The sequence below is a fragment of the Enterobacter sp. PTB genome (assembly GCF_051130085.1).
GTDB lineage: Bacteria > Pseudomonadota > Gammaproteobacteria > Enterobacterales > Enterobacteriaceae > Enterobacter > Enterobacter ludwigii.
In genome coordinates this window covers 117064-123063 of sequence record NZ_JBDKEE010000014.1, presented here as the reverse complement: position 1 = coordinate 123063, position 6000 = coordinate 117064, and the positions used below count along the sequence as shown (strand labels likewise).

Below are 6000 nucleotides of genomic sequence, written 5' to 3'. Positions count from 1 at the left end.
CCTCCGACCGCTCGGTTCGTAGCCGAGTACTCTATCCAGCTGAGCTACGGATGCAAAATGGCGGTGAGGCGGGGATTCGAACCCCGGATGCAGCTTTTGACCGCATACTCCCTTAGCAGGGGAGCGCCTTCAGCCTCTCGGCCACCTCACCACACAACGCCTCTTTCGAGTGCTCCGAGTAACTCGTTAAGAGCTTCTCGTCGCTGCGTGGCGCATATATTACTTTCTGGGACTTATAAGTCAAACAATTTTCCAAAAGCTTTTATCGTTTGCACAAATCACACGCAATTCGCATGCAAAAGCTGCAAAGAGGGTGTTTTATAAGCGGATTTTGCAGGCATCTTCTCAGAAAACTGATGACAGAATAGTGATGTTGAGGCGAGTTAAGGGTAAGAGAGTGGTTAAAAACAGAGCGATTGAAATTAAACGGTAACTTTAAGCAGGAAAAATGGCGGGAGAGGTTGCGTCTCGCCCGACAGCGAGACGCGACAATATCAGTAACTGGACTGCTGGGATTTTTCAGCCTGGATACGCTGGTAGATCTCTTCACGGTGGACAGATACTTCTTTAGGAGCGTTTACACCAATACGTACCTGGTTACCCTTTACCCCTAAAACTGTCACGGTGACCTCATCCCCAATCATGAGGGTCTCACCAACTCGACGAGTCAGAATCAGCATTCTTTGCTCCTTGAAAGATTAAAAGAGTCGGGTCTCTTGTATCCCGGCATTATCCATCATATAACGCCAAAAAGTAAGCGATGACAAACACGTAAAGTGTAAGCAGTCACGGCATCACATTCTGTTAAACGTAAGTTTAGCCGATATACACAAACTCAACCTGACTTTATCGTTATCGATAGCGCAGTGAACAAGACGCCATAACGTTACCGCTATGGCGTCTGCTTGTGCTTTGTAGTTATTACAGTTTCGCGCTCACCCAGCTTTCAACACTGGCCAATGCCGCAGGAAGTGCCGCCGCATCCGTACCACCGGCTTGCGCCATGTCCGGACGACCGCCACCCTTACCGCCCACCTGCTGGGCGACCATACCAATCAGTTCCCCTGCTTTTACGCGGTCTGTCACATCCTTAGAGACGCCCGCAATCAGAGAAACCTTACCTTCTGCCACTGTCGCCAGCACGATAACTGTGGAACCGAGCTGGTTCTTCAGATCGTCGACCATAGTACGCAGCATCTTAGGCTCAACGCCCGCCAGATCGCTGACCAGCAGTTTGACTCCCTTAATGTCTACAGCTTTGCTGGAGAGGTTTGCACTCTCCTGCGCCGCAGCCTGCTCTTTCAGCTGCTGCAGCTCTTTTTCCAGCTGACGCGTGCGATCCAGCGCAACTCGCACTTTCTCGCCCAGGTTCTGGCTATCACCTTTCAACAACTGCGCGATGTCGTGCAGCTGATCGCTCTGCGCATGCAGGCTGGCAATTGCGCCCTCACCGGTTACCGCTTCAATACGACGCACGCCCGCCGCCGTTCCTGATTCGGAAACAATGCGGAACAGACCAATGTCGCCGGTACGGGAGGCATGCGTCCCGCCGCAGAGTTCAGTCGAGAAGTCGCCCATGCTCAGCACGCGAACGCGGTCGTCGTATTTCTCGCCGAACAGTGCCATCGCGCCTTTCTTCTTCGCCGCCTCGAGATCCATGATATGGGTTTCGATTGGCAGGTTACGACGGATCTGCGCATTCACCAGATCTTCCACCGCACGGATTTCAGACGGCTTCATCGCTTCAAAATGAGAGAAGTCGAAGCGCAGCACTTTATCGTTAACCAGAGAACCTTTCTGTGCAACGTGCGTTCCCAGAACTTCACGCAGGGCAGCGTGCATCAGGTGCGTAGCTGAGTGGTTCAAACGAATGCGCGCACGACGAGCTTCATCAACGTTCGCCTGGACACCCTCGCCCACTTTCAGAGAACCGGCAGTCAGTTTGCCCTGATGGCCAATCGCCTGACCGTATTTCTGCGTGTCGCTTACGCTGAAGCTGAAACCGTTGCCTTTCAGTTCGCCTTTATCGCCAACCTGGCCGCCGGATTCCGCGTAGAACGGCGTTTTGTCCAGAATGACAACCGCATCCTGACCCGCGTTGATGCTGTCTACGGCTTTACCGTCAACAAACAGGGCGGTCACTTTGCCAGTCAGTTCCAGATTTTCGTAGCCTTTGAATTCTGATGCGCCATCAACGCGGATCATCGCGTTGTAGTCAGCACCAAAACCGCTGGACTCGCGCGCACGGCGGCGCTGCTCTTCCATTGCGGCTTCAAAGCCTGCTTCGTCCACTTTAATGTTGCGCTCACGGCAAACGTCCGCCGTCAGGTCAACCGGGAAACCGTAGGTGTCATACAGGCGGAAAGCGGTTTCGCCGTCCAGCGTATCGCCCTTAAGTTTCGCCAGCTCTTCATCCAGCAGCGCCAGTCCGCGCTCCAGAGTACGAGCAAACTGCTCTTCTTCCGTTTTCAGAACCTGCTCAACCTGCGCCTGCTGACGTTTCAGCTCATCACCGGCTGCGCCCATCACGCCAATCAGTGGCCCAACGAGTTTATAGAAGAAGGTGTCCTTCGCGCCCAGCATGTTGCCGTGACGGATAGCACGACGAATGATACGACGCAGCACATAGCCACGGTTTTCATTCGACGGGATCACGCCGTCGGCAATCAGGAACGCGCAGGAACGGATATGGTCTGCAATAACGCGCAGCGATTTGTTGTTCAGATCGGTTGCACCCGTCACTTGCGCAACGGCTTTAATCAGAGTGCTGAACAGGTCAATTTCGTAGTTGGAGTTAACGTGCTGCAGAACAGCCGCGATACGCTCCAGACCCATACCGGTATCAACGGACGGTTTCGGCAGCGGCTCCATCGTACCGTCAGCCTGACGGTTGAACTGCATGAAGACGATGTTCCAGATCTCAATGTAGCGATCGCCGTCTTCTTCCGGGCTACCTGGAGGACCACCCCAGATATGGTCGCCGTGATCGTAGAAGATCTCGGTGCACGGACCGCAAGGACCGGTATCGCCCATCTGCCAGAAGTTGTCAGACGCATAAGGTGCGCCTTTGTTATCACCGATGCGAATAATACGCTCGCGCGGGATACCAACCTCTTTTTCCCAGATTTCGTAGGCTTCGTCATCGGTTTCATAGACGGTAACCCACAGACGATCTTTCGGCAGGTTGAACCAGTTTTCACCGGTCAGCAGTTCCCACGCATATTGAATGGCATCGTGTTTGAAATAGTCGCCGAAGCTGAAGTTACCCAGCATTTCGAAGAACGTGTGGTGACGCGCGGTGTAACCGACGTTTTCCAGGTCGTTGTGTTTACCGCCCGCACGCACGCAACGCTGTGAGGTTGTGGCGCGGGAATAATTACGTTTGTCGAGACCAAGGAACACATCCTTGAACTGGTTCATCCCGGCGTTGGTAAACAGCAGAGTCGGATCGTTGTTCGGTACCAGGGAGCTGCTGGCAACTACCTGATGTCCCTTACTATGGAAAAAATCGAGAAACGCCTGACGGATCTCAGCGGTGCTCTTGCTCATAATTATCCTGAAATCAAGCTAACGAAATGTCGTAGCAAGCCTGTATCGGTAAAACGTTGGACAGACCAGCTACTGGAAAAAGTGGGAATAAGATAAGTTTTCTTTAGTGGGAAGTAAAATCCCGCATGCGTTCAATCCGCAAAATTACGCCAGATATCCTGAATATCTTCCATCAGAAAGCCGCGGTAGAGCAAAAAGCGCTGGATTTTAACTTTTTCTGAAAATTCACGTGGCAAGGGTTCGCCGTACTTGCGAATGGCCTGTTCTTTTGCCAGCGCGCACCAGTCTGTGTCGCATTCGCGCATGGCCTTTTCAATGGTTTCACGGGCGACCCCTTTCTGGTTCAGCTCCTGGCGGATACGCGCGGGGCCATATCCTTTGCGGCCACGGCTGGCAAGAAACCGGGAAGCGAAACGCTCGTCATCCAGATAGCGGTGCTCATAGCACCAGGCAATGACGCGGTCGTAATCTTCCGCAGTCGCATCAATCTCTTCCGGCCCGTTTTTACTCATTACGGGGGCCGACAGTTTTCGCCGCAACTCCTGTTCGCTGTGGTCACGGACGGCAAGAATGCGCACCGCACGGTCCAGTAAGCGTGCATAGGCAGGGCGGCGTGAAGTCGATTCACTCATAAAAAACCTGCTGATTCAGAAATGCAAAAAGGGCTGCATTAGCAGCCCTTCATCTTTAAACGAGAGAATTAGAAATCTTCGTTGGTTTCTTCAGCACCCGCGTTATCCACCACGAAATCAGGCGTACCGTCCTGGTTGTTCAGCAGAAGCTCACGCACTTTCTTCTCAATTTCTTTCGCCGCAGCCGGGTTCTCTTTCAGCCAGGAGATTGCATTTGCTTTACCCTGACCAATCTTGTCGCCGTTGTAGCTGTACCATGCGCCCGCTTTTTCAATCAGCTTCTCTTTCACGCCCAGGTCAACCAGTTCGCCGTAGAAGTTGATGCCTTCACCGTAGAGGATCTGGAATTCAGCCTGTTTGAACGGCGCTGCGATTTTGTTCTTCACAACCTTCACGCGGGTTTCGCTACCCACTACGTTTTCACCCTCTTTCACCGCGCCGATACGGCGGATATCCAGACGGACAGACGCGTAGAATTTCAGCGCGTTACCACCGGTAGTGGTTTCCGGGTTACCGAACATCACACCAATTTTCATACGGATCTGGTTGATGAAGATCAGCAGCGTGTTGGACTGCTTCAGGTTACCGGCCAGCTTACGCATTGCCTGGCTCATCATACGTGCCGCGAGGCCCATGTGAGAGTCACCAATTTCGCCTTCGATTTCAGCTTTTGGCGTCAGAGCGGCAACGGAGTCGACCACGATAACGTCAACCGCACCGGAACGTGCCAGCGCGTCACAAATTTCCAGCGCCTGCTCACCGGTGTCCGGCTGAGAACACAGCAGGTTGTCAATATCAACGCCCAGCTTACGAGCATAAACAGGGTCCAGCGCGTGCTCGGCATCGATAAACGCACAGGTTTTACCTTCACGCTGTGCCGCAGCGATAACCTGCAGCGTCAGGGTTGTTTTACCTGAGGACTCAGGCCCGTAGATTTCTACGATACGGCCCATTGGCAGGCCGCCAGCGCCCAGCGCGATATCCAGAGAAAGCGAACCGGTGGAGATAGTTTCCACATCCATGGAACGGTCTTCACCCAGGCGCATGATGGAGCCTTTACCGAATTGCTTTTCGATCTGGCCCAGTGCTGCCGCCAACGCTTTCTGTTTGTTTTCGTCGATAGCCATTATTACTCCTGTCATGCCGGGAGAAGCGACTGTGCTTCACCGTGGATTTCTGTTCTGTTGGTGCAATTATACTGTATGGTCATACAGTATCAAGTATTTTGTAGAAATTGTTGCCAGAGCGTTTTTAATGCATAAACGGTTGCCTGACGACGCACGCTTTCGCGATCGCCGCTAAAGCACTCCCGGCGGGTGATCCCTTCACCTCTGGCGGTAGCAAAACCAAACCAGACGGTGCCGACAGGCTTCACGTCACTGCCCCCGTCCGGGCCCGCGATGCCGCTAATCGATATTGCATAATCCGCGCGCGCCTCTTTGAGCGCACCAATAGCCATCTCAATCACCACCGGCTCGCTGACCGCGCCATGCTGTTCGAGCGTAGATTCCCGCACGCCGATCATTTGCGCTTTAGCTTCATTACTGTAGGTCACAAAACCACGTTCAAACCAGGCGGAACTGCCGGCAATATCGGTAATCGCTTTCGCCACCCAGCCGCCGGTGCAGGACTCCGCGGTGGTGAGGGTCGCCCCGCGTTGCTTAAGCGCCAGCCCTACCACTTCGCTAAGCTGCATCAATTCATGGTCAGTCATTCTCGCTCCAGGCCTTAGAAAAACATGCAGCACAAGATAGCACTTTCTCGTCAGATATGGGGATGCGCTGCAGGATTTACGAGGGGGCTTCAGAAAAAAGCCGAT

Annotated in this window: 5 protein-coding genes and 1 tRNA gene; all 6 read right to left on the bottom strand. The window is 53.4% G+C overall.

Annotated features, from left to right (window positions below; translation table 11 throughout):
* Positions 1-58: 58 nt before the first annotated feature.
* Positions 59-151, bottom strand: a tRNA-Ser gene (locus tag AAIR21_RS17730).
* Positions 152-494: 343 nt separating this feature from the next.
* Positions 495-680: a carbon storage regulator CsrA gene (csrA, locus tag AAIR21_RS17725; protein ID WP_000906486.1), complete on the bottom strand. Its 186-nt coding sequence runs from the start codon at positions 678-680 to the stop codon at positions 495-497.
* A gap of 241 nt (positions 681-921) precedes the next feature.
* Complete coding sequence (gene alaS, locus AAIR21_RS17720; RefSeq protein WP_014171332.1) at positions 922-3549, bottom strand: alanine--tRNA ligase; 2628 nt, start codon at positions 3547-3549, stop codon at positions 922-924.
* Between the two features lie 131 nt (positions 3550-3680).
* On the bottom strand, positions 3681-4181 hold the full coding sequence (gene recX, locus AAIR21_RS17715; RefSeq protein ID WP_014171334.1) for a recombination regulator RecX: 501 nt from the start codon (positions 4179-4181) through the stop codon (positions 3681-3683).
* Positions 4182-4249: 68 nt separating this feature from the next.
* Positions 4250-5308, bottom strand: a complete 1059-nt coding sequence (recA, locus tag AAIR21_RS17710; protein ID WP_020883855.1) for a recombinase RecA — start codon at positions 5306-5308, stop codon at positions 4250-4252.
* An 89-nt stretch (positions 5309-5397) separates the two neighbouring features.
* Positions 5398-5895, bottom strand: a complete 498-nt coding sequence (gene pncC / locus AAIR21_RS17705; protein WP_020883854.1) for a nicotinamide-nucleotide amidase — start codon at positions 5893-5895, stop codon at positions 5398-5400.
* Positions 5896-6000 lie beyond the last annotated feature (105 nt).